16 protein-coding genes are annotated in these 21,528 nt (G+C 70.4%); 6 read left to right on the top strand and 10 right to left on the bottom strand.

The features are described from left to right. Nucleotides 1–78 precede the first annotated feature (78 nt). Entirely contained in the window at nt 79–1,659 is a 1,581-nt protein-coding gene (locus tag ACFVYN_RS09740) for a methylmalonyl-CoA mutase (RefSeq protein ID WP_389995043.1), read from the bottom strand. A 123-nt stretch (nt 1,660–1,782) separates the two neighbouring features. On the opposite strand from ACFVYN_RS09740, the gene ACFVYN_RS09735 reads away from it, so the two are divergent. Then, a complete protein-coding gene (locus tag ACFVYN_RS09735; protein ID WP_389995040.1) occupies nt 1,783–2,613 on the top strand; it encodes a L,D-transpeptidase family protein in 831 nt (276 codons plus the stop codon). Nucleotides 2,614–2,847: 234 nt separating this feature from the next. On the opposite strand, the gene ACFVYN_RS09730 is transcribed toward ACFVYN_RS09735, so the two are convergent. The 4 genes from ACFVYN_RS09730 to ACFVYN_RS09715 form a co-directional block, all read right to left on the bottom strand. Then, a complete protein-coding gene (locus tag ACFVYN_RS09730; protein WP_389995037.1) occupies nt 2,848–3,894 on the bottom strand; it encodes a hypothetical protein in 1,047 nt (348 codons plus the stop codon). Continuing rightward, nucleotides 3,894–4,556 carry an RNA polymerase sigma factor gene (locus ACFVYN_RS09725; protein ID WP_389995034.1) on the bottom strand — a complete coding sequence of 221 codons (663 nt, stop codon included), beginning with the start codon at nt 4,554–4,556 and terminating at the stop codon, nt 3,894–3,896. Before ACFVYN_RS09725 ends, ACFVYN_RS09730 begins: the two co-directional genes overlap by 1 nt. Before the next feature lie 353 nt (nt 4,557–4,909). Further along, complete coding sequence (locus ACFVYN_RS09720; protein ID WP_389995031.1) at nt 4,910–5,101, bottom strand: hypothetical protein; 192 nt, start codon at nt 5,099–5,101, stop codon at nt 4,910–4,912. Then, the gene (locus ACFVYN_RS09715) at nt 5,098–6,711 is read right to left on the bottom strand and encodes a hypothetical protein (RefSeq protein WP_389995029.1); all 1,614 of its coding nucleotides are present in this window, start codon (nt 6,709–6,711) and stop codon (nt 5,098–5,100) included. Before ACFVYN_RS09715 ends, ACFVYN_RS09720 begins: the two co-directional genes overlap by 4 nt. Before the next feature lie 191 nt (nt 6,712–6,902). Between ACFVYN_RS09715 and ACFVYN_RS09710 the strand changes: the two genes are divergently transcribed. Next, nucleotides 6,903–9,812: a BTAD domain-containing putative transcriptional regulator gene (locus ACFVYN_RS09710; protein ID WP_389995026.1), complete on the top strand. Its 2,910-nt coding sequence runs from the start codon at nt 6,903–6,905 to the stop codon at nt 9,810–9,812. Between the two features lie 106 nt (nt 9,813–9,918). Here the strand turns inward: ACFVYN_RS09710 and ACFVYN_RS09705 are convergent, their stop codons facing one another. After that, nucleotides 9,919–11,496, bottom strand: a complete 1,578-nt coding sequence (locus ACFVYN_RS09705) for a glycosyl hydrolase (protein WP_389995024.1) — start codon at nt 11,494–11,496, stop codon at nt 9,919–9,921. 1,011 nt (nt 11,497–12,507) lie between these two features. On the opposite strand from ACFVYN_RS09705, the gene ACFVYN_RS09700 reads away from it, so the two are divergent. Continuing rightward, a complete protein-coding gene (locus ACFVYN_RS09700) occupies nt 12,508–14,130 on the top strand; it encodes a hypothetical protein (RefSeq protein WP_389995021.1) in 1,623 nt (540 codons plus the stop codon). Nucleotides 14,131–14,335: 205 nt separating this feature from the next. Continuing rightward, nucleotides 14,336–14,821, top strand: a complete 486-nt coding sequence (locus tag ACFVYN_RS09695; protein WP_389995018.1) for a DUF4913 domain-containing protein — start codon at nt 14,336–14,338, stop codon at nt 14,819–14,821. A 74-nt stretch (nt 14,822–14,895) separates the two neighbouring features. Here the strand turns inward: ACFVYN_RS09695 and ACFVYN_RS09690 are convergent, their stop codons facing one another. Then, nucleotides 14,896–15,930, bottom strand: a complete 1,035-nt coding sequence (locus tag ACFVYN_RS09690) for an NlpC/P60 family protein (protein ID WP_389995015.1) — start codon at nt 15,928–15,930, stop codon at nt 14,896–14,898. 164 nt (nt 15,931–16,094) lie between these two features. On the opposite strand from ACFVYN_RS09690, the gene ACFVYN_RS09685 reads away from it, so the two are divergent. Together ACFVYN_RS09685 and ACFVYN_RS09680 are read left to right on the top strand one after the other, a co-directional pair. Continuing rightward, nucleotides 16,095–16,490 (top strand): hypothetical protein, encoded by a 396-nt coding sequence (locus ACFVYN_RS09685; protein WP_389995012.1) that lies wholly within the window; start codon nt 16,095–16,097, stop codon nt 16,488–16,490. An 8-nt stretch (nt 16,491–16,498) separates the two neighbouring features. Further along, nucleotides 16,499–17,713 (top strand): DUF418 domain-containing protein, encoded by a 1,215-nt coding sequence (locus ACFVYN_RS09680; RefSeq protein WP_389995009.1) that lies wholly within the window; start codon nt 16,499–16,501, stop codon nt 17,711–17,713. On the opposite strand, the gene ACFVYN_RS09675 is transcribed toward ACFVYN_RS09680, so the two are convergent. The 3 genes from ACFVYN_RS09675 to ACFVYN_RS09665 form a co-directional block, all read right to left on the bottom strand. Continuing rightward, nucleotides 17,622–19,424: a type IV secretory system conjugative DNA transfer family protein gene (locus ACFVYN_RS09675; protein ID WP_389995006.1), complete on the bottom strand. Its 1,803-nt coding sequence runs from the start codon at nt 19,422–19,424 to the stop codon at nt 17,622–17,624. The genes ACFVYN_RS09680 and ACFVYN_RS09675 overlap by 92 nt on opposite strands. After that, nucleotides 19,421–21,223, bottom strand: coding sequence for an ATP/GTP-binding protein (locus ACFVYN_RS09670; RefSeq protein ID WP_389995003.1), 1,803 nt, complete (start codon nt 21,221–21,223; stop codon nt 19,421–19,423). The genes ACFVYN_RS09675 and ACFVYN_RS09670 overlap by 4 nt, the downstream gene beginning before the upstream one ends. Continuing rightward, nucleotides 21,220–21,528 (bottom strand): SCO6880 family protein (locus ACFVYN_RS09665; RefSeq protein ID WP_389995000.1); only part of this gene is annotated, 309 nt, incomplete at its 5' end. The genes ACFVYN_RS09670 and ACFVYN_RS09665, both read right to left, overlap by 4 nt.

Genomic DNA, 21,528 nt, shown 5'->3' with positions numbered 1-21,528 from the left:
CGAGCGACTGCTTCACGGCTGCGACGCCGGACATGGGGACGAGTGTCGCACCACCGAACACGGGGACGAGTGGCGCACTCAGAACGCGTCCGAGGGGACATACGTGCCCCACACCTCGCGCAGGGCGTTGCACACCTCGCCGACCGTCGCCCGGGCCTTCAGCGCGTCCTTCATCGGGTACAGGACGTTGTCCTCGCCCTCCGCCGCCTTCTTCAGGGCGGCGAGGGCCGCGTCCACCGCCGCCCGGTCGCGTTCGGCGCGCAGTTTCGCGAGGCGTTCGGCCTGTTGGGCCTCGATGGCGGGGTCGACGCGGAGCGGCTCGTAGGGTTCCTCCTCGTCGAGCCGGAAGCGGTTGACGCCGACGACCACCCGCTCGCCGGAGTCGGTCTCCTGGGCGATGCGGTAGGCGTTGTGCTCGATCTCGTTCTTCTGGAAGCCGTGCTCGATGGCGGCGACCGCGCCGCCGAGGTCCTCGACCTTCCGCATCAGCTCCAGTGCGGCCCCCTCGACGTCGTCGGTCATCTTCTCCACGGCGTACGAGCCCGCGAAGGGGTCCACGGTGGCCGTGACGTCGGTCTCGTGGGCGAGGACCTGCTGGGTACGGAGCGCCAGCCGGGCGCTCTTGTCGGTCGGGAGCGCGATGGCCTCGTCGAAGGAGTTGGTGTGCAGGGACTGGGTGCCGCCCAGGACCGCGGCCAGCCCCTGGACGGCGACCCGGACCAGGTTGACCTCCGGCTGCTGGGCCGTCAGCTGCACCCCGGCCGTCTGCGTGTGGAAGCGCAGCATCAGCGACTTGGGGTCCATCGCGCCGAACTCGTCCCGCATCACCTTCGCCCAGATGCGCCGGGCCGCACGGAACTTGGCGACCTCCTCCAGAATCGTCGTACGGGCCACGAAGAAGAAGGACAGGCGGGGTGCGAAGTCGTCGACGTCCATGCCGGCCGCGACCGCCGTGCGCACGTACTCGATGCCGTCCGCGAGCGTGAACGCGATCTCCTGCGCCGGGGAGGCGCCCGCCTCGGCCATGTGGTAGCCGGAGATCGAGATCGTGTTCCACCTGGGGATCTCGGCCCCGCAGTACTTGAAGATGTCCGCGGTCAGACGCAGGGAGGGCTTCGGCGGGAAGATGTACGTGCCCCGCGCGATGTACTCCTTCAGCACGTCGTTCTGGATGGTGCCGGTGAGATGGTCCGCCGGCACCCCCTGCTCCTCGGCGACCAGTTGGTACAGGAGCAGCAGCACCGCGGCGGGTGCGTTGATCGTCATCGACGTGGACACCTGGTCCAGCGGGATCCCGCCGAACAGCACCCGCATGTCCTCGACCGAGTCGACGGCGACACCCACCTTGCCGACCTCGCCGTGGGCGATCGGCGCGTCGGAGTCGTGGCCCATCTGGGTGGGCAGGTCGAAGGCGACCGACAGGCCCGTCGTGCCGTGGGCGATCAGCTGCCGGTACCGGGCGTTGGACTCGGTGGCCGTGCCGAAACCGGCGTACTGGCGCATGGTCCAGGGGCGGCCCGTGTACATCGACGGGTACACGCCCCGCGTGAAGGGGTACCCGCCCGGCTCGCCGAGCTTCTCCTCGGGAACCCAGCCCTCCAGGGCCTCGGGACCGTAGACGGGTTCGATGGGCAGTCCGGACTCCGACTCACGCGTCATGCCCACCACCGTATTGCGGTCCCGGGCGAAGCGCCGCCGGGCCGTTCGCAACCGGCCGTCCGGGGGGAGACATCTCAGGGGATGCCGGTGAGACGACAGGGGGTCCGGATGCGTAGTACGGGCATGGGGAGATCGTTCGCCGCGCTGCTGGTCCTGGCGCTGGCCTGCGGCTGCACGGTGCGGAGCGCGGACGGCGACGGGGACGGCAAGCGGCGTCTGCCGGTGCGGATCGAGGTCCCGCAGCACAGCACACCGCCGGCCGACGACGACCAGAAGCCGAGCGCGACACCGTCCACGTCCACGTCTGGTGAGACCCCCGCGCCCGCCGTGCTGTGGTCGCGGGGCGACTCCGGGCGGGACGTACGGGAGTTGCAGGCCCGGCTGCGTCAGGTCGCCTGGCTCTACGACGGGCCGACGGGGTCGTACGACGATCTCACCGAGCGGGCGGTGAAGGGGTTCCAGGGCAAGCGCGGGCTGCCGAGGACCGGGAGGACCGACACGGTCACCTGGAAGCGGCTGAAGGATATGACGCGCGAGCCGGGCAAGTGGGAGCTGTATCTGATGGGCGGCCAGCCGGCCGACGCTCCGGACGCGCGCTGTCTGACCGGGCGGGTGCTGTGCATCAGCAAGACGAGCCGGACACTGCGCTGGATGATCGACGGCCGGACGGTCATGACCGTGCCGGTCCGCTTCGGCTCGGTGGGCACACCCACCCGTGAGGGTGTGTTCAGCGTCTACTGGAAGTCACGGCACCATGTGTCGACGCTCTACGACTCCCCGATGCCGTACGCGATGTTCTTCAGCGGCGGCCAGGCGGTGCACTACTCGGCCGACTTCGCCGCCAACGGATACGCCGGAGGCTCGCACGGCTGCGTCAACGTGCGGGACGAGGCGGCGATCGCGGACCTGTTCAACCAGGTGAGGAACGGCGACAAGGTCGTCGTCCACTGGTGAGTTCCGGCTCGGTTCCGCGAGGAGGGGTTGGGGGCGCGGACGGGACCGGGGGAACGTGTCCCGCCCGCGCCGAGATGCACGAGCCGTAGGTACGGGGGGAACCCCGGCTCTGTGCGACGGCCGATGACCAGTCGGCTCACTCCATACTGCGCCGCGGCGGCCGAAAACGTCACACCCGCCGCGACCGAAACCGCGACGGGTGGGAAAAGCGCAGGTCAGCGATGTCTGCGGCGGTCAGAGGGCGCTGTACGACGGGCTCGGCCGGGGGGCCGGTGACATCGTTGCCCGGATCGGGGAGAGCGGGGCCCCGGAGGTGCCGCCGTCGGGGGCGTGGTGGTTCTTGCGGGGGGACGTGAACCGGCCGTCGTCGCCCCGGCCGTGCCGGTTGTTGTCGTTGTCCAGGTGGTCGCCGGTGTCCTCGCCCTTGCCGTCGCCGTTGTGGTCGTCCTCGTGGCCGTTCTTGCGGTCGTCGGGGGCGGGCTTGGCGTCGCTCTGGATGCCGGCGCCGGACAGGACGCCCTTGCAGTACGTCCACACCCGCGAGGTGCCGCCCGCCGCACCCTCCAGGGAGCGCTTGCGGAGCGGGTCGAGTTTCTTGCCGGCGCGCAGGTCACGGCAGGCCGGGGCGGCTGCGTTCCCGTCGCCGCGGGGCCGTACGCCGCGCCCCTCGGAGCCCGTGTCGGGGACCGCGCCGGTGTCGCCGCGTGCCGTGTCCCGGGAGCCGGTCCCACCGGAGGGGGAGCCCTCGGGCGAGGGCGCGACCTGGGGGGCCGGGGTCGACGGCGAGACGCCCGGGCGGTCCGGGGTGGCGGCGGCCGACACCGTCGACGCGGGTTCCGGTTCGCCGTCCCCGACGTGCGGCAGGACTCCGAATCCGGCCGCGACGGCCACTCCGCCCACCATCCCGACGGCCAGTACGGCGGCGAGCCCGAGGTGTGCGGGACGCCGACGGCGGGCCCGGCCGGACCTCCCGTCGGGGGCGCCGATCCGGACGAGACCGGCGTCGCCGGAACCGGCTTGGGCCGGGCGCCGGCCCGGGACGGGCGGACTCACCCAGTCGTCCGCACGATCCGCGCGCACCTTGCGGAAGGCGGCCAGCGCGGCCTCCTCGCCGGGCAGTTCGCCGCTGGTCGGAGCGGGTTCCACGGTCAGCGCGTCGAGCGTTTTCGCGAGCCGCTCGGCCTGGTCGCGGGCGGCCTCGTCGACAGCTTCCAGTGACTCGCCGCGCAGCAACCGCTCCGCTGTCTCGAGGTCCAGCCACCCGTAGCTCTCGTCGGCCATCACATGTCCTTCTGCGTCCGCGGACGCATATGCGTCACACTCGCGGATGTCACCGCACTGTCCTGCGGTTCTCGCTGCGGCGGCAGGGCATCGAGCGCGTCGGCCGATTCCGGATCCTCGCCGAGGAGCTCCGCTAGCCGTTTCAGACCCCGGTGCGCGGCCGTCCGTACCGCGCCGGGACGCTTGCCGAGGGTCTCGGCGGCGGTCTTGGCGTCCAGGCCGACCACCACCCGCAGCACCACGGCCTCGGCCTGGTCCTGGGGCAGCCGCGCGATGAGCGAGAGGGTGGTGTCGGTGGCCAGCGCCTCGATGGCCTCTCCCGCGGTGTCCGACTCGGCGGGCTTCCCGGTCAGCTCGGTCTCGTCGCCGCCGATGGCGGGGCGGCGGCCGCGCATCCGGATGTGGTCCAGGGCGCGGTTGCGGGCTATCCGGGCCGCCCAGCCGCGGAAACGGTCCGCGTCCCCGTCGAAACGGTCCAGGTCACGGGCTATCTGGAGCCACGCCTCGGAGGCCACGTCCTCGGCGTCCGGATCGCCGACCAGCGTCCGGACGTATCCGAGCAGCCGCGGGTGCACCGCGCGGTACACAGTCCGGAACGCGGTCTCGTCCCCGTCCTGTGCCGCAAGCACCGCGGCAGTCAACTCCGCGTCGTCCCCCAGCACCCGTGAATCCTCAATACGTGGTCGCGATCGATGGTCGCCGCTTCGAGCCGTCGAGGGGTTGATCATTCAACTTCCGCGCTCGGCGCGAAAGGCACGTTACGACCTGAAACCGCTGCTCGTCCATGTCCGTACAAAATGCAACTGGCTCGTGATCCGGCGGGGGTTCGGCTGGGTGTGACAGAAACCGCACTCATGACGCTGAAGGGAGTACGGGCCGCCGCGCGGCCCGTACCGCGCGACGGCCGGGGCCTCTCCTGTGGGGGGTGGCGGCCCCGGCCGTCTCCGCGGTACGCATCGCGCGCCTTCGACCCGGCGTTTGCCGCACCGGGCCACAGTGCCCGGCAAGCGGTGCCTCACGCCGCAAAGACCTTCAAGGGGTTCTCCCCTGCGTCCAGGTCGTTGGTGACCTTGTCGTGTCGCCAGTCGTGGAGGCGGAACCGCTCGGGAAGATCCAGACGTTCCCTAACGCCCCGCCGCCGTCCGCGCTCCGCACACGGAGCGATGAAGCAGTCCGGCGACGGGTCGATGTGCGCCTTCCCGTTCACACCCAGAGCTTGACGGCTTCGAGCCAGCGCGTGTTCTCGAGGGCGCCACCGAAGACGAAGCCGGGGCGTGGGTCGGCGCAATCCGAACTGCCCCAGTCGTAGCCGTGGACTTTGGCGGTCCGGCAGACGTGGCCGCTGCCGATGTTGATGGCGAAGCCCGTCATGTACGGGGCGCTCGACTTCGTGCTGCCGATGTAGTTGTTCTTGCCGTCGCCGATGACGGCGGTCCACTGTGGCGCCCACTTGCCCCGGCCGTCGGTCGACCGGGCGTCGTGCACGAAGGCGTTGGCGGACGAGCCGTCGCCGCCGTACACCGCGATGTTGAGGGCCTTGATCGGGTGGGTTCCGCTCGTCGTTCCGGCCAGCGTGCCGTCACACACCGGCTTCTGCCAGCCCTGTCCGGAGAGGTATGCGCGATAGCAGATGTGCCGCCCGGACGGGTCGTTCCGGTGGAGCCGGTTCACAGCGGTGGCGGCGGTGTCCTGCCGGGGCTTCGCGGTCACGGTGGCCCGCGGGGGCTTCGCCGTCACGGTGACTGTGACCCCTCCCACCCCTCCCACCCCTCCCCCGCTCTTCGGGGCCTTCGCACTCTTCGAGGCCTTCGGCCTGGCCGACGGCGAGGTGGCTGTCACGCCGGGCAGTGGGGACAGTCTGCTCGTGGAAGGGGAGGCGGTAGGCGCCGCCTCCTCGGCCTGAGGAGTTCCGCTCGTCTCGGCGCTCGAACGCGCCGCCTGCTTCTGGTGCCCTCCGTCGTCCGATGCACCACTGCCCAGGATCACCAGCGGAACGATGACGAGGGCGGCCACCCCGAGGGCCACCGGTCCGACGACCAGCGGCTTGTGGAGCAGACCGGGCGACCCGTACTCGTCGTCCGACTGACGTGATCCGTTCCCCAGGGCGACCCTCGAACTCGGTCGGGCGGCCAGGCGCGGGGGCGGCCCGGTGAGTCGGCGCTGCCGCTGCTGCTCCAGTGTGTACGCCTCTCCGTCGAAGTCGTCATCATCGTCGCCGGCTTCGGATTCGGCGTCGGATTCGGCGTCGGATTCGGCGTCGGATTGGGCGTCGGATTCGGCGTCGGATTGGGCGTCGGATTCGGCGTCGGATTGGGCTTCGTCGTCGCATTCGGTGAGATCGAGATCGTCGGCTTCGGTGAGATCGACGTCATCGTCAGCTCCGGCTCCGGCTCTGGCTCCGGCTCCGGCTCCGGAACCCGCTACGGGTCCGTACGACTCCGCGTGTTCGGCGGGCTCGACCACCTGCTCCTGCTGCTGCTGCTCTAGAAGGCTGCTGGAACCGTCGGGGGCGACCTCGACGAACGCCACGTACCCCGCCGAGGGATCGGAGATGGTCGCCGTCACGGTGGTGTTCCGGTCGCGTGCGTACCCGTGCAATGTGTCGAGGATCGCGGCGTCGACCGCCACTCCTCCAGTCACCGGTACGGGTTCGCCGTCGATGGCGGCCGAGCCGTCTCCGGAGATGACCACCGCGTAGCGTGGGGCCGGCTCGGACACGTCCCCGGCAGATTCCGCCTTACCGAGACCCACTGGTTCCCCGGACACGGCGTGGTCGTCCCCCGTGGTCCGCTCGTCCGTCTCTTCACCCCGGCTCATGGCTTTTCCTTTCTGACGCTTCCCGGCCGCATGGCCCCGGTCGGGAACGCCGTGACGGTCCCCGGCTATCGCAACGGGGGCCGTACGGGAACGGTTCAATCCCTCAGCCGACAGGACAGCGACGACCGCGCCGAAAGGAGCACGCTCCGTCAGATGGGTTTGGTGGGACGGCTGTTGAGTACAGTCGAGGGGTGAGCGGCTACAAGAACTGCGTGCGCTTCGCCGTGCTCGGGCCGGTCCGGGCATGGCGGGGTGAACAGGAACTGGACCTCGGTTCGCCACAGCAGCGGGCTGTCCTGGCGGCGCTGTTGTTGCGGCGGGGACGCGCTGTCGCACTCGCCGAACTCCTCGACGCGGTCTGGGGCGAGAAGCAGCCGACGGCTGCCGTGTCCGTCCTTCGGACCTATGTGTCGCGCCTGCGCAAGGTACTTGAACCAGGGCCGGAGGCGGCCGAGACCCGACCGATGGTCGTGTCGGTCGGGGACGGGTACCTGATACGTCTGCCGGAGGACGGACTGGATCTCGCCGTGTTCGAGCAGCGGGTCAGGGAGGCAAGAAAGCTGCGCGCCGCCGGGGAGCTGTCCGCCGCCGCGGAGTTGCTGCGCGCAGCGCTCGACGAGTGGCAGGGAGCGGCACTGGGCGGTCTCCCCGGCCCCCTGGCCGAGTCCGAGGGCTCCCGGCTGAACGAGGAGCGACTGGCCACGCTGGAGACCTGGCTGGACATCGAAGTCGAACGCGGACGCCATGGCGAAGTGATCGCCGAACTGATCTCGTTGACCGGCAAGCACCCGCTGCGGGAACAACTGTGCCGACTGCTCATGCTGGCGCTCTACCGGTCCGGGAGGCAGGCCGAGGCACTGGCCGCCTATCGCAGTACGCGGAGCACACTGGTGGCCGAACTGGGCATCGAACCCGGCGCGCCGCTGCGGGATCTGCACGACCGCATACTCGCGGCCGACACGACCCTGGACCCCCGCCCGCCCGACGGGCCGGCTTCCCCGGTGCCCCCTGCCTCCCCGGCCGTCTTACCTGCGGCCCGCCCGGCACAACTTCCCGCCGACCTGCCGACGTTCGTCGGCCGATCCGCCGAACTCGACCAGGTCCGAGCTCTGTTGCCCGCGCAGGGCGGTGCCCCGGCCACCGTGGTGATCAGTGCGATCGGGGGCATGGCCGGCATCGGCAAGACCACCCTGGCCGTGCACTGGGCGCATGAGATAGCCGACCGCTTCCCCGACGGACAGCTCTACGTCAATCTGCGCGGGTTCGATCCGACCGGCTCGCTCGTGACGCCGGACGAGGCCATCCGCGCCTTCCTCGGCGCGCTCGGTGTCCCGCCGATGCGGATCCCCGCCGGCCTCGACGCCCAGACGGCGCTCTATCGCAGCATGCTCGCCCGGCGGCGAATGCTGGTCCTCCTCGACAATGCCCGCGACACCGAACAGGTCCGCCCGCTGCTGCCCGGGGCCCCCGGCTGCCTGGTCATCGTCACCGGCCGCAACCAGCTCACCGGCCTGGTCGCCGCCGAAGGGGCGCATCCGCTGACCCTGGACCAGTTGACGCCCGCCGAGGCCCACGACCTCCTGGCGCGCCGTCTCGGCACCGCCCGGCCGGCGGCGGAACCTCAGGCGGCGGACGAGATCATCACCCGGTGCGCCCGGCTGCCACTGGCGCTGGCCATCGTCGCCGCCCATGCCGTCGCCCACCCCGGCTTCCCGCTCAGTGCCATCGCCGAGGAACTGCGCGACAGCCACGGCAGCCTCGACGCCTTCGCCGGCGGCGACGACATCACCACCGACGTACGGGCCGTCTTCTCCTGGTCGTACAAGGCCGTGTCCGCCCCGGCCACCCGCCTGTTCCGCCTGCTGGCCATGCACTCCGGACCCGACATCTCCGCACCCGCGGCCGCCGCCCTCGCCGGGCTCCCCCTACGGGAGGCCCGCGGTCTGCTCGTCGAGCTCACCCGCGCCCACCTGCTCACCGAGTACTTCCCGGGCCGCTACACCCTGCACGACCTGCTGCGCGTCTACGCCGCCGAACGCGTAGGCGCCGAGGAGTCGCCGCAGGAGCGGAAGCGGGCCGTGGAGCGGCTGCTCGCCTGGTATCTGCACACCGCTGACGCCGCTTACCCGCACATCACCCCGCAGCGTCGCCGGATCCGCCTGGAACCGCCACCGCCCCGGTGCCGGCCCCTGGAGTTCAGGACGCACGACCAGGCTCTGAACTGGTGCGAGACCGAACGGGCCAACCTGGTCTCCGCAGTGCACCAGGCAGCCGGGTCCGGCCTGCCGGGTATCGCGTGGCGACTGCCTGCGGTCCTGTGGGGGTTCTTCTACCTTCGAAGCCATACGCACGACTGGGTCGACACCGCGCGGGCAGGACTGGCCGCCGCCCGCGCGAACGACGACCGCCGTGGCGAGGCGCAGGGTCTCGCGGACCTGGCCGCCGCGCTGCGCTGCTCGGGCCGGCTCGACGAGGCCATCGACCACATCTTCCAGGCGATGGTCGCCTACCGAGAGATCGGGGACGCGGAAGGCAGAAGGTCGGCCGTGAGCAACCTGGGCGACGCGTATCTGCAGTCCGGCCGGCTCGACAAGGCCGTCGAGTACATCCGCCGGGGGCTGGCGAACGAACGGGCCATCGGCAGCGTCTGGGGGGAGGGAATCTCCCTGTGCAACCTGGGCGACGTCTACCAGCAGCTCGGCCGGCTCGACGAGGCCGTCGACTGCCTGGAGCAGGCCCTGGACCTCCTGCGCGCCAACGGCAACCGCTGGGTCGAAGGCGTCGCCCTCGACATCCTCGGCACGACCCAACGCCGGCTCCACCGTTACGACGACGCCGTCGAGTACTACCACCAGGCGCTCAAAACACACCGGGACATCGGCAACCGGTGGGGAGAGGGTCACACTCTGGGCAACCTGGGTGACGCCCAACTGGCGGCCGGTGAACCGGAGGCCGCCCGCGACAGCTGGCGGCAGGCACTGGCGATCTTCGTGGAGTTCGACCATCAGGACGCCGAGAAGATCCGCGAGAGACTCGGCCGACCGGAGGACGGTCCGCCGGACTCCGACGTGCAGGGCGCCAACGCGGGGCGGGGTGCCTGACATGGGTCTCCGATCGGTCACGACCTGGCCGTGACCCCGGGGGCGGGGACACGACCAGGCTGCACCCGAACAACGGATGACAGGTGAGGACGGTTCGACTCCCGGGTCAGGTCACGTCGTGGTAGACACGGCCGCTGGCGTTGGCGGTCGTTCCGTCGTAGAGGCCGGTCGGGCTGGTCTGCGTGGACAGCGTGAACCACGCGTAGCGCTCGACGAAGTCGAGGCCGTCCAGCATCTGCGCCGATGACGTGATGAAGTCGGTCTGCTCCTGCTCACTGGGGTAGCGGGGAGTGCTCTGGGAGAAGTCGATCAGGCCGTACTCGGTCAGCCAGATCGGCTTGTGGTAGCGGTCCCAGACGGCCTGCAGGTAGCTGCGCAGCTGGTTGGCGGCGTCGGGGCCGAAGTCGGCGCCGTACCAGTGCAGCGGAATGAAGTCGACGCGCAGGCCGCGGGCGGAGGCCCCCTGCATGAAACGGTCCAGCCAGCCTCCGGCGACATCGGCGCCGGAGGCGACCGCGGGTGCGCCCAGGCGCAGGCCGGTGGACTCCAACCGGGGCCAGAGGTCCAGGGCCTGCTCGGGCGTCATGTCGGACTGCCCGCCGTTGTCGGGCTCGTTGAAGCCGAGCAGCTCCTTGCTGCCGTTCTGGGCGGCCGCGCCCAGTTCGGCGTCGGTGACCGAGCCGGCACCCCAGATCATCGGGACGTAGTCCACGCCGTCCGGCTTGGTGACCGCGCCGGTGGAGGAGGCCCAGTTGAAGTACCAGGACGCGCCGGACCCGGCCAGTGCCTGGGAGGCACCGTCGACGGGGTTGAGGCTGACGCCCTTGCGGGTCGAGGCGGCAGTGGTGACGGGGGTGTTGGCGGGGATGTTGGCGGGGCCGGCCGGGGCGGTGCCGCCGGTTCCGAAGGCGACGGTCAGGCCGCTGCACCTGGTGCACTGGTACATGACCTTGTTGCCCGGCTCGGCGTCCTGCTTGGACCAGGCGTACGCCGTGGGGCACTTCTGGTTGACCATGTCGCTGTACGGGGTCTTCGCGTCCCGGTTCGGATTGACGCACACCAGCGGCCGCCCGGTGCCCGGGTCCTTGGTCAGGTTGTCGGCCGGGCAGGCGGACAGCAGATCCTCGACGCACCCCGCCACCGCGCACTCGCCGCTCGCGGGCGGTGTGACGTCGTTCGGCGTGATGGTGACCGCGGTGGCGACGGCGTCCACGTAGCTGACGTCGTACCAGGGAGCCGCGGAGTCGGCCGGGTCGAAGTTGAACTCGGCGAGTCCGGTGGGCTGTTGACCGAGGAAACAGCGGTCGGCGTACGGTCCGCAGTCACCGACGGCACAGTGGAACGTGCTGCCGCTGTCGCCGGTGCAGCCCTGGCGGGCGAAGAAGGTACCGCGCCAGTGCCCGGCGCCCTCGTGCTCGGGGATGCTGATCGTGGCGGACCGCCCCGGGTCCAGCGCCGGCAGACCGGTGAGGGCGGCCGAGCCGTCGGCGTTGACCTCGCTGCCGACCCAGATACGGCTGTCGGTGCGGTTCTGCAGGGTGACGGTGTGGCCGGCGACGGCGGCAGCCGTGGTTTCGCTGATACCGGTGTCGCTTGAGCGGTGTGCCTGGACCAGAACGGCGGTGCCCGAGACACCGGCGACGACCAGGAGCAGTGCCAGAAGGAACGATGTGCGTCTGCGCATGGAGCGCAAGGTGCGCATGGCGGATGCCTCTCCTTGGGGCTCGTGGGGGTGGACGACTGGGTTTTCACTCGCGCAGGCACGACGGGCGGGGTGCGGTGGAAGGTTCAGCCGGCCGTGAAGTTGCTCCTGCGGCTACCGAACCGCCCTGGAGGAGGCGGTGTTGGAGCGGACGGGGGTGGGAGCGGCACCTGATGACCGGCCTCGCCGATGAGGTGTGGAACGGCGGGCCGCGTCCGAGGAACCGGCCCACGGAACCGGCGGTGATCCGCGCGACGGTCGCCTGCTCGGCTCAGGGGGGCATTGCGCTCCCAGCGGGCGCGGAGCTTGGCGAACTGCGCCTCGTCGTTGGCCATGATGGCGGCCCTGGCGTTCTCCATGGCCTCGGCGGCGGTGACCTCCCGCCGTGGCTCGGGCCACGGAGAGGCTCGGCCCACTTCTCAACAAGCCGGCCCACCTGCCTTATACGGTGAAGCGCTCCACGTCGGCCGGTAACTCCCCCCGCCGCACGCCGAGTCCGTCGTCCTCCTCGGCCGAGAGCAGGGGGCGGACCCCATTGACGTGGCCGCGCCGCCGATGCCCCGGACGCCGTCTCCGGAGTCGTCGCACCTCCCCGATGCCCCGGCTTCGGCTACGGCCGCGAGGCACAAGGTGGTGCAGGCGGCAACCACGCTGCCGGGGCGGCAGCCCCGCAGGAGGAAGGGGGCGACGGGCACCACTGATGCCGTTGCCCCCTCCCTCGTGTTTTTCATGACCCAGTGCCGAGCTCACCCGTCCGGTGCTCCCGACGGTTCACGCGCTGCCACCACCGCCACCAGCGAACGCGGAAGATATTCCAAGGGCGGATGAACCCCGGCCGGGGCACCCCGCGTTGTGGTCTGTCAAGACGGACAGTTCGGCAGGATTCTCCGTCCGACCACCCCACAAGATGAGGCGATCAGTGGTTTCAACCTGTCCCACCCACGACGCGGATGGGACACGACTGTTCGTCACACGGAAAGGGAAGGCACCACGATGGCCTTTTTCGACGAGGCAGCACACAAGAGAGGCCGAAAGAAGACCTTCGAGCGCCTGGAGAGGTACCGGGGTCTGAGGAAGTCCGACAACCCGTCGCTCCACACGGCGTTCAACAACTACTTTGACCAGCTGAAGCAAGAGGGAAGGTGGATCAACCAGGGACACACACCCAACGAGAACTGGACCAACCGCGAGGTGGTCGACAATCTCGTGAAGGAGCTGCAAAAGTCGAAGGCTTTCGCGGTCCGAGGCAACTGGTGGCTGAGGCACCAGAACGATCACCTCAGGACGAGCTCTTTCCAGGCCGAACTGACCAAGGCGGCGAAGAGACACACCGCTCACGTCGGCGCATGGTCGAAACTGACCGGGCTGCCCGCGGAATCCAGGGCGGACGCGCAGGACGGCGTCACGCTCGAAGGCTCACCGGCAGCGGCGGTGGTCGACGCCATACCCGACGGATTCCCCCGGAGTGCTCCGTCGCCCACTATGGGCTACGCGTGGGGCACCCTCTCCGCCACGTTCATGGGTCAGGCTCATGGGCACGTCGACGCGGACATCTTCGAGGCTGTGGATCCCAACAGCGTCCTGGCGAAGATCGAAATCAAGGAACTGGAGAAACTGATTGATCAGAACAAAGTCGACGGCGTGACCATCCACGTGCGCGAGCGGGATGCGGAGACATCGATCCTGAAGGAGGTCCAGACTTTCACGGTCCACTCTCAGGCGTCCTTCGACGCCCTTCCGACGGTGTCGGAGAGGTACCAGTCGCCGGAGGAGATGAACGACTTCCGGCAGAGGCAGAACAGGGAGTACATAACCCAGCAGGTGGGGCGTGCGATTATTCGTAACCGCCAGGGCCTCCAGACCTCGCTCGACGGATTCGAAAGTTTCATCCACCCCGACAGGCTCGTCTTCGTGACGCCCAAGGGGGAGGAACTGCCCCAGATGTCGGCGTCCCGCGACCAGATCGCGGCTCTGCAGGACTACAAACCGCTCCAGAAGCTGCACCAGAGGCTTTACAGCATCTCGCAGCAGCAGGGGACGGGGAGCATGTCGTCCGCGTCCACGTCCTCCGCCCCGGTCCAGGGTCTCCACAGCATGGATTCCATCTCCTCCCGCGGCTCGGGGCTCGTTCCGGTGAACACCACGGCCTCGGCCGGGCTCTACGCGACCAACACGAACACCGGGCATCTCCCGACGGGCGGTCAGCAGCTCTACTACTCGACCACCGACACCAGGCCGGCGCCCGTCTTCACCGACCCGAACTGGGTGCTGAACCGCACCACGACCAACATGAGCAGGATGACCATCGCGCCCGACGACACCAACCACTACACGCGCAGCGGGGACACGGCGTCGACCACCCCTGCAAGCACCTACACCAGGCCCCTGGCTTCCCTGACGAATCCGACGGGCAGCTACTACGGCAGCACCAGCAGCGCCAACCCGGTTGGTTACGGCGGCTACGGGGGCTACGGCAGTCAGGGCAGCACCGACTCGGCCAGTAGCGACTTCGGTGCACCTCTGGCCCGGACCGACGCGCACGAGGGGCACACTCCCCCGCCGGCCTCTCCCGCCACGGACCACAGCGCGACCCACCGCGCGATGCAGAGGAGGTAGTACCGGTCTTGTTCGAGGGCCTGTCGGCGGAGGTCGGCAGGCTCTCGTTCCCCGCCTCCGTCCTCCGCCGCCCGGTACGCGGCGGCCGGTTGAACCGTTGACGACGACGGCCCGTCGTGGTTCGTATCCGGACCTCGACCTCATGCTCAACGGCTGCCTCGGCACATGGTTGGGCAACCCCTGGCGCACGCCTGCAAGGAGCACTATGACGGCCGACACCACCAGCACCGGCCAGGCGACCGGTGCGTCCCCGCAACCCTCCGCCACGGCCTCACAACCACGCCCTGGCGTACCGGCGTTCATCCTCTATTTGCAGGGAGAGGAGTACGGGCGGGCACTACGGAGTCTGACGCTCTGGGTGCACCATGTACTGCTGCCGGTGTATGGCCGTGAGGTCACCTCGACGGCCCCGTGGTGCTCCAGCTGGTGGGAACACCCGGAGGCGGTGGCCCAGATGCACGGTCTGTGGCTCGCGTGGACGAATTTGACCGACACAAGTGCCTCTTCCGGCGTGAACGGTCCCGCCACCTGGCACCGGGACTTCCTGTCACCGGTCATGAACACCCTGCGGGATCAGTCGGGTCCGTTCGCCGGCTGCAAGGCCGGTACCCACCGTCCGAAAGAGGCTCCTACCGTCGACCTGCCGGATCCCTTCGCGCCACCGCCTGCACGTCGGCCTGCCAGGGCTTGACGAACGAGCCGAGGGCCCGAAGAACGAGGGGCGGACCTCCCGGGTCCGCCCCTCGTCGTAGTCGGGTAACCGATCTACGCCTCCGGCCGCACCACCCCCAGTATCGGCATCGACGCCGCCGGCGACTCGTACACGTTCCGCCCCGGCCGCGGCGCCGAGATGATGTTCCCGCCCCCGACGTAGATCGCCACATGGCTCGCGTCGGAGAAGTAGATGATCAGGTCACCGGGTCGCATGTCCTCGACCGGGACGTGCTTGAGCTGGGCCCACTGCATTTCCGACGTGCGGGGGATGGTGACGCCCGCCGCCAGCCACGCCTGGCTCGTGAGGCCGGAGCAGTCGAAGGAGTCGGGGCCCTCGGCGCCCCAGACGTAGGGCTTGCCGATCTGCTGCGTGGCGAAGGCGATGGCCTTCTGCCCGGCGGTCGTCGCGTCGGTGCCGACCTTCTTGAGGATGCCCGTGCCCTCCCACTTCGCCTGGGCCTGCTCGGACTGCTTGTTCTCCAGGTCGGCGAGGCGTTGGCGTTCCTTCGCCGCCAGCGAGGACTCCAACTGCTGTGCCTCGGCGATGTGCTGTTCGATCGTCCTGCGCTGCTTCGCCATCGCGCGGCGGCTCGCCTGCAACCGCTTCAGTTCGGCCGCCGCCTCGTCCGTGCGGGTGCGCAGGGCCGACTTCGTCGTCTTCAGGTCGGTCAGCAAATTCTGCGTGCTCTGCTGTGCCTGGAGAGCCAACCCCGCGTTGTCCAGGGCCCGTCCGGGTTCGCTGGCCAGGGCGAACTGCAGCTCGGCGGGCATGCCGCCGTTGCGGTACTGGGCCCTGGCCGCCGCTCCGGCAAGGGCGTTGAGGCGGGTCAGTTTCTCCTCGGTCGTGCGGACCTGGGAGTCGAGTGAACCGACCCGCTTCCTCTGCGCCTTCACCTTGCCGTCAGCCGCGTTGTACCTGTCGGTCGCCACCTCCGCCTGGTGGTACAGGCTCTCAAGCTCCTTCTGTACCTCGGTGAGGGTCTGGGGGTCGGCCTGGGCGCCCTGTTGGGTCGCCGCCGTGAGGGCGCAGGCCAGGGCGACTGCTGCCGCCGCCCGGTAGCCGTGGGTGCGCAGGGGCCGTCTCATCTGGGCCGGAGCTCCCTTCGTATGCGTCGGTCGGGGTTGGACCGTGCGATCCGTCCGCACAACGGGGGCCACCCGTCCGGGGGTTCAAGGGGGGAGTGAACCAGTGGCACCACGGCATCCGTTGTGCGCCGAGAAGAGGTGCACGGGTCGGTGAAGGGGAATGTATGAACGCCAAGCTGCTGCTGCTTGCCCTGAGCACGGGGCTCGGCCTCGGCTTTCTCCTGCTCGCCGTCCGGCAGTTGGTGACCGCGGCACGGTTGTGGGCACGTGGAGTGCTCGTGACGGGTGTCGTGACACCGCGAGTGTCGGGCGACCGACGGCGGACCGGACTCGTGGTGTTCGACGACCACCTGGGGCGGACCTTCGTCATCGACCCGGGCGCGTACGGGTCGTTGAGCGGAATGCCGCCGGTCGGCGGGACCGTGCCCGTGGTCTATCCGCGCGACCAGCCCGCGGCGGCCAGGTTGTGGACCCCGCGGTATCTGCTGTCACCGGCGCTCGGGTGGTTCCTTTCGTCGACCGTGGCCTTCGCCGGCGGGACCACCCTGGTGACGCGGTGAGGGAGCGCGTGGCGGTCCGTTCCGGGCGGGTCCAGGACGTCGATGTGCTGCGCGGGTTCGCCCTGTTCGGCATCCTGCTCGTCAACGCCCAGCTGATGGCGGGGCCTTACACGGCCTTCGGGGGTGGTCCGCACGCCTCCGGCGTCGACCGGGCCGCCGCCTGGGCGGTGACCGCGACCACCACCGTCTACCAGCTGTTCTCCTTCCTCTTCGGCTACAGCTTCGCCCTCCGGGAGCGCTCCGCCCGGGGGTCGGGAAGCCCGTCCGCCCCGCACCATCTCCGACGTACCGCAGGACTGTTCGGCCTCGGTCTCGTCCACGCCGTGCTGCTCTTTCCCGGCGACATCCTGATGACGTACGCCGCTCTGGGGCTGATCCTGTACGGCCTGCGCGGCCTCTCCCCCCGGGCCGCCCTGCGGGTCGCGGTCTGTCTGGTGGCGGGCCTCGCCGTACTGCTGCTCGGGTACGGGCTGCTGACCGTCGCCTTCACCGAGCCGGTCACCCCGGCTCAGTACGCACCCGAGGCAGCGCGCTCCGTGGCCGCCTACCGCGGCGGTTTCCTGTCGGTGGTCGGGGCCCATCTGTGCGAGCTGCCGACGGCTCTCGGCGCGAACCTGATGTACACCCCCGACATGCTGGCCGCGTTCCTGGCCGGCCTCGCGGCCGCCAAGGCGGGGCTGCTGGAGCGGCGTGGGCGGGACCGGCGGTGGCTGCGAGGCGTCGTCGTACGGTGGCTGCCGGTCGGCCTGGCCGGTGGTGTGGTAACCGCGTGTTGTGCGAACGGGCCGCTGGACAACCGGTGGTTCCTGGTCGGACACGCGGTGTCCCTGCTGACCGCGCCCGCGCTCACCGCGTCGTACGCCTGCGGGCTGCTTCTGCTGCTGAGCGTCGTGCACCCGGCGGCGACCCGCGTGCTCGCCGCCTCCGGGCGCATGGCCCTCACCCACTACCTCACCCAGTCGCTGGTCCTCGCGCTCGTCTTCACCGGGTACGGCTTCGGTCTCTACGACCGGGTCGGCACGGCCGTCGTCCTCGGCGGGTGCGTGATGCTGTACGGCGCCCAACTCGCCTTCGGGGCATGGCTGATGGATCGGGTCCGGTACGCACCGGCCGAGCTGGCACTGCGGAGGGTCACGCCGACGCGGTGTCCCGGTGGCTCTGCACGGCGTTCTCCTTCTCCAAGGTCAGCCCCGGCAGCAGACGAGCCGCCGCGCGTTCCGTGATGGCCGCCGTCTCCGCCCTCGCCGCCGCCGAGATCTCGCTGGCGCCGGGCTCCTTGTACCAGGGGCGCAGCCGGATCAGAGCCGGCTTGACGCCGGTGGCGAGGAGCAGGGCGGTGCCCTTGGGGAGGGCGCGGATCCTGTCGGGCGGCAGGACGGACTCCTGACGGTAGGAGTACGAGCGTGAAGTGCCGTCCTTGCTGCGGGAGACGCTCGGGGTCTTCACATCGTGCTGGCCGACGAGCGTGGAGATCTTCTGGACGAAGTCGGCGTCGTCCAGGCCCGCGCCGAGGAGTTTGATGGTCGCCGCACTCCACAGCGCGTCCATGCCGACCTCGCCCCACACACGGGCGCCCTGGCGGTAACTCTGCAGCAGCGTCACGACGTTGATGCCGCGCGAGCCGAAGTGCGAGTAGAGGTCGGGGAGATCGGAGATGCGGCACACGTTGGCGGCCTCGTCGAGGACCGCGGTCAGCGGCGGGTCGAGCCGGCCGCCCATGCGTTCGGCGGCGACGACGCCGGCCCGCATCGTGGCGTCGGCGAGCCCCGCGATGACACCCGCCGCGGAACCACCGCCGTCCTTGGACAGCAGGTAGAGGGTGTCGGTGCCGAGGACGTGCCGGTCCGGGCGGAACTCCGGGAGTTCGGGGTCGGGTGTGACCCAGGCGAGGATCTCGGGGTCCAGGAGGCAGGAGGCGGTCTGCCGGGCGGTCTCGTAGATGCCGTCCCGGGTCTCGACCGCGCCTCGTACCGTGCCCTGCAGCTGCTCGGCCATCGCGATGAGTCCGACCTCGCGGAGAAGGTCGACCGGGGTGCGGTCGGCCGGGTCCGCGAGCCAGCCGAGGAGTTCCGGCAACGGGGTCCGGCTGCGCGCGGCGGCCAGGAAGAGAGCCGTCAGGGTGTTCTGCGCGGCCGAGATCCAGAAGTCCTTCTTCGCGGTGTCGTCGTTGACGGACGCCACGAAGTGGCCGGCCATCCGGCGGGCCCCTTCGATGGTGTGGCACTCTCCGAGGATGTTCCACCACATGGCGCGCGGGGTGTGGGCGATGCCCTGCGGGTCGAACGTCCATACCGTGCCCGCCTTCTCGCGCTCGACGCGGGTGACGGCATACACGTCGGACTTGTTGGAGGTCAGCAGGACCGCGCCCTGGGCGCGCAGCACCCGGGGGACGGCGATGCCGGTGGACTTGCCGGCGCGGGGCGCCATCAGGTCGAGCTCCACGTCCTCGTAACTGCTCCGCAGTTCGGGGCCCTTGGGGTCGAGGTCACCGAGGAGGTTGCCGGTCTCGTCGGGGTGGAGGTGTTCGCGGCTCTTGAGGGTGGGGCGGAGTTCGCGGGCACGGGCCTCGATGCCCTTGGGGCACATGGCGGCGAGTTCGCGCCGGCCTGCGAGGCCCTTGGGCGCTCTGCCGCGGTCGATGAAGAAGTTGACGAGGAGTGCGGCGGGCACCGCAATGAGCGCCAGCATGCCGAACATGCCCGCGTAGAGCACGGCGGCCGGTGTGCCGGGCCACAGCGCGGTCGGTCCGTGGACGACCAGGGTAGCGATGCTGGACCTGGTGAACGGCGGGGCGTTCCAGCCGTGGCCGGAGAGCCCGGCGCCGAAGGTGCCGCCGGCCCAGGCGATGGTGAACGCGAGGAGGCTGGTGCCGGCGACGGCGGTGATGGCCCACGGCAGTTGCTCACCGAGGTCGCCGCTGCGGGGCCCGCTCATCCGGTCCACCCCCCGGCCGACGCCTCGACGGCGGAGAACCCGGGGTCGCCGGGGACGCCGAGGGGAGCCGGGTCTCCGGGGAAGCCCAGCGGAATGGGCCCTTCCTGGGCGGCCCGTGCGACATCGGCTGCGGCGCGGGCCGCGGCCTGCTCGATGGCCGCCTCGTTGGTCGTCCAGCGGGTGTTGGTGTTGTGCAGTTCGCGCTCCGCGTCGGTGATGGCGACCTTGATGGGGATGCCGGGGCGACCACCGACCTTGATGAGGAAGCGGCCCCGGCCCGGAGGTTCCTCGTCCTCGCCCCGGACGCCCCAGCCCGGGGGCGAGGACCAGGACGACACGAGTTCGATCTCGCGCCGGGACAGTCCGACCACCTTGCCGAGGTCCACCATCTCGGTCTTCGGCAAACCGGCGCACACCACCATCCCGGCCCGCTCGACGAAGCCGCGCGCCTTGGCGCGGTCGGCGTCGGTACCGAGTGCCTCGGCGTCCTTGAGGGTGTGGGTGATCTTGGCGTCGCCGAGGCCGAGGGAGCGGTTGAGGCGGGTGAGGGCGTCGATGCGGTCGACGATGCCGGAGGCGGCGCGCAGCGGGCGCCACAGCTCGTCGAGCACGGTGAAGAACCAGCGCCGGGGCGCGAGTCCGGCGTCCGCGAGAGCGTGCGAGGCCGCCACCGTGCCCAGCCCGTCGGACCAGGCGGCGAGCATCGCGGCAGCGGTGAGCTGGGTGTCGGCCTCGCCGATGCCGGAGATGTCGATGCACACGGCGGACGCGTTCGAGTCGATCCGGGTGGACGTCTCGGAGGCGAAGGTGTCGCCGAGCGGGCCGTCGAGGATGCCGAGCAGGGAGCGGTGCAGCGGGTCGACAGCGTCCCGGTAGCGGGAGTCGTCACCCCGGTCGAGTGTGACCGCGCGGACCCGGGCGGGACCCTCGGTGAGGACTCGCAGCACGTCCGGCAGCAGCACCGTACGGCCGGGAAGGGTGCGTTCGCGCAGGTGGTGCAGGACCGCGGAGAGTACGGACTGCTCGTGGTCGTCCATGGGACGGCCGCGCACGATGGTGATGAGGGCGGCGACCATGTTCAGGACCCGGCCGTGGGCCTCGGCCTTGAGGACCTCGCCGGCCTCGCCGCCGATCTTCGCGGCGGCCTCGCCCATGGCGCCCGGGTCGAGGACGTTGATGCCTCCCCGGCCGCGGCCGATGGAGATGACCTGGCCGCCCAGCGCGCGGACGGTGTCGGCGTAGTCGGGCTTGAGGTCGCCGAGGACCAGCGGGACGACACCGGTCGCGGCGAGCCCGATCAGCATCCGGTTGATGAGGGTGGACTTGCCCAGGCCCGGCATGCCGAGCATGAACAATGAGGGGTTGGAGATGTAGCGGGCCCGGGTGAACCAGTTCAGCGGGTCGCCGCAGACCGTGGCTCCGGTGAACAGGTGCTGTCCGAGCGGCACTCCAGTCATGGGTGAGCCCGATCCGGCGGCGAACGGCCACATACCGCAGGCCTGCACGGTGGTGGCACGCCACATGGTGGGCGGATCCATGTAGCCGACGCGTCCGCCGCCCGCACCCTGCCAGCCGCGGGCCGGGACGTACGGCTCCCTGGGCTTGGCCGGGGCCTTCTGCCTGCCGCCTCGCTTGGTATCGGAGGTGGCCTTGGCCTGCGCGGACTTCTTCCCGGAGGTCTGCGACCCGAACACGTCCGGGCCGAACAGGACCGGCCCGCCGCCCAGTTCCCCGAACGACTGTTCCTCGGCCAGGCGGTCCTCCCGCTCGGCCTGCTTCTGTTCGCTACGGCGGCTCACAGCGCCTCCTGAAGTTCGTGCGGGACGAGGGTCTGCTCCCACGGAAGGATCCCGGCGGGCAGGGTGCAGCTGAAGGCCGCCGCCTGCATCCGGTCGGCGGGGCGCATCAGCACCCGGGAGGCCGCGGTCAGGTTGCGTACGGTGACGCTGGCGTCGGCCAGTTCCGCCATGGTGTCGACGGTGACCGTCAGCATCAGCGAGAACTCGACGAGCCCGGCGCCGGACGCCTCCTCGTTGGCGGTCTGTTCGGCCGCCCGCACCTCGGAGGCCGCGCGTGCCTGCACCATGCCCTTGCCGGACGTGGC

The sequence above is a fragment of the Streptomyces sp. NPDC058307 genome (assembly GCF_042880295.1).
GTDB lineage: Bacteria > Actinomycetota > Actinomycetes > Streptomycetales > Streptomycetaceae > Streptomyces.
Note: the sequence above shows the minus strand (reverse complement) of the source record. Positions and strands in the feature narration are given on the sequence as shown.

Coding starts and splice junctions, on each gene's coding strand:
- ACFVYN_RS09740 (WP_389995043.1), bottom strand. CDS start 1,659: ATGACGCGTGAGTCGGAGTCCGGACTGCCCATCGAACCCGTCTACGGT.
- ACFVYN_RS09735 (WP_389995040.1), top strand. CDS start 1,783: ATGGGGAGATCGTTCGCCGCGCTGCTGGTCCTGGCGCTGGCCTGCGGC.
- ACFVYN_RS09730 (WP_389995037.1), bottom strand. CDS start 3,894: ATGGCCGACGAGAGCTACGGGTGGCTGGACCTCGAGACAGCGGAGCGG.
- ACFVYN_RS09715 (WP_389995029.1), bottom strand. CDS start 6,711: ATGAGCCGGGGTGAAGAGACGGACGAGCGGACCACGGGGGACGACCAC.
- ACFVYN_RS09705 (WP_389995024.1), bottom strand. CDS start 11,496: ATGCGCAGACGCACATCGTTCCTTCTGGCACTGCTCCTGGTCGTCGCC.
- ACFVYN_RS09700 (WP_389995021.1), top strand. CDS start 12,508: ATGGCCTTTTTCGACGAGGCAGCACACAAGAGAGGCCGAAAGAAGACC.
- ACFVYN_RS09695 (WP_389995018.1), top strand. CDS start 14,336: ATGACGGCCGACACCACCAGCACCGGCCAGGCGACCGGTGCGTCCCCG.
- ACFVYN_RS09690 (WP_389995015.1), bottom strand. CDS start 15,930: ATGAGACGGCCCCTGCGCACCCACGGCTACCGGGCGGCGGCAGCAGTC.
- ACFVYN_RS09685 (WP_389995012.1), top strand. CDS start 16,095: ATGAACGCCAAGCTGCTGCTGCTTGCCCTGAGCACGGGGCTCGGCCTC.
- ACFVYN_RS09675 (WP_389995006.1), bottom strand. CDS start 19,424: ATGAGCGGGCCCCGCAGCGGCGACCTCGGTGAGCAACTGCCGTGGGCC.